Consider the following 1,607-nt stretch of genomic DNA (forward strand, 5'->3'; position numbering starts at 1 on the left):
CCGCAGTCAACCATGTATCACAAAAAAGCTATACACCACGGAGAATGAAAATAGTTATTGGTTGGCGATACTGATGCTACGGCTGGATGAGGAAGGTCGAAACTCCTTGGTGCGTGAGAGCCCTTTCCGCAGTCTGACTCCTTCGACCACGGTGCATCACGGATTGTTGCTCCTTTGAGGAAGCACTCATGGTAGATTAACCCTATTCTGGTTGTTGCGCCAGCCTCTAATATTAGATGCCGTAGAAAGGATGTTTTTCAATGGATATCATCATTGAAAGAGCGTGTGGTTTGGATGTCCACAAAAATAACATTACCGCATGCATTATCACACCAGAAGGAAAGGAGATTGAAACATTTTCAACTAAAACCGTTTACCTAATCGAGTTGGTGGATTGGGTAAAGGAACACAACTGTACCCATGTGGCGATGGAAAGTACAAGTGTCTACTGGAAACCAATTGTTAATTTGTTAGAAGCTGAAGATATTGAATTCCTCGTTGTTAATGCGCAACATACTAAAGCTGTTCCTGGAAGAAAAACGGATGTAAAAGATGCTGAGTGGATTGCGAAACTACTCCGTCATGGTTTACTCAGAGCGAGTTATATTCCTGATCGTAATCAACGAGAATTACGTGAGCTTGTTCGTTATCGTCGAAGTATCATCGAAGAACGTGCCAGACAACTCAATCGAATTCAAAAAGTCTTAGAAGGAGCTAATATCAAACTAAGTTCCGTTGTTTCCGAAATTACGGGAGTATCTTCGCTTGATATGCTTCGGTCTATTGCTGAAGGCAATGATGATCTTGAAGTATTAGCCAATATGGCGAGGGGGAAAATGAAACAGAAAAAAGAACAGCTCAAACTCGCGCTTCAGGGATACATCCAAGATCATCAACGATTTATGATAAAGACAATTCTAGACCATATTGATTTCCTTACTGACAACATAGATAAGTTGGACGAAGAGATCGCTTTACGGATGGAGGACTACCAAGAAGATATAGATCGCTTGGATTCTATTCCTGGCATTGCTAGAAGAATGGCTGAACAGATGCTAGCAGAGCTCGGAACAGATATCAAGAAGCAATTTCCTAGTGCAGCCCAAATGTGTTCATGGGCGGGATTGGTTCCTGGAAATAACGAAAGTGCTGGAAAACGTAAATCTTCAAAAACTAGGAATGGAAATAAATACTTGAAATCGGCATTAATTGAAGCAGCTCATTCAGTTCGAGGTTCAAAAAACTATCTTGGCGCACTTTATCGTCGTACTGCCGCACGCAAAGGAAGAAAGCGAGCAGCAGTTGTAGTGGCTCATGCGATATTACGAATCTCCTACTATTTACTAACCCGTAAGGAAATGTATGTAGATTTAGGAGAAGATTACTTCGATAAGCAAAGAAAACAGTCCATTGTTAGACATTCACTCCGTCGCCTTGAAAGTTTAGGTTACACAGTGGGTATTAAAGAACAAGTAGCATCTTAAACCATATCGCCATATTCCTATAGATTTTGAGTGATGGCGCACTCCTTTTAAAAAAATGAATGAGCTGCGTCTACTTTAGTATTGACATTTATTCCTTATTTTAGAACTTTATTTTCATGGTAG

At 40.6% G+C, this 1,607-nt stretch carries 1 protein-coding gene; it reads left to right on the top strand.

The window, feature by feature from the left end:
• Positions 1 to 260: 260 nt before the first annotated feature.
• Positions 261 to 1,484 (top strand): IS110 family RNA-guided transposase, encoded by a 1,224-nt coding sequence (locus ACDX78_RS23140; protein WP_486031206.1) that lies wholly within the window; start codon positions 261 to 263, stop codon positions 1,482 to 1,484.
• The last annotated feature ends 123 nt before the right edge of the window (positions 1,485 to 1,607 follow it).

It is taken from the genome of Virgibacillus oceani (assembly GCF_041521345.1).
Lineage (GTDB): Bacteria > Bacillota > Bacilli > Bacillales > Amphibacillaceae > Virgibacillus_N > Virgibacillus_N oceani_A.

Bases quoted from the DNA above. Each gene is read 5' to 3' on its own strand.
- ACDX78_RS23140 (WP_486031206.1), top strand. From the start codon at position 261: ATGGATATCATCATTGAAAGAGCGTGTGGTTTGGATGTCCACAAAAAT.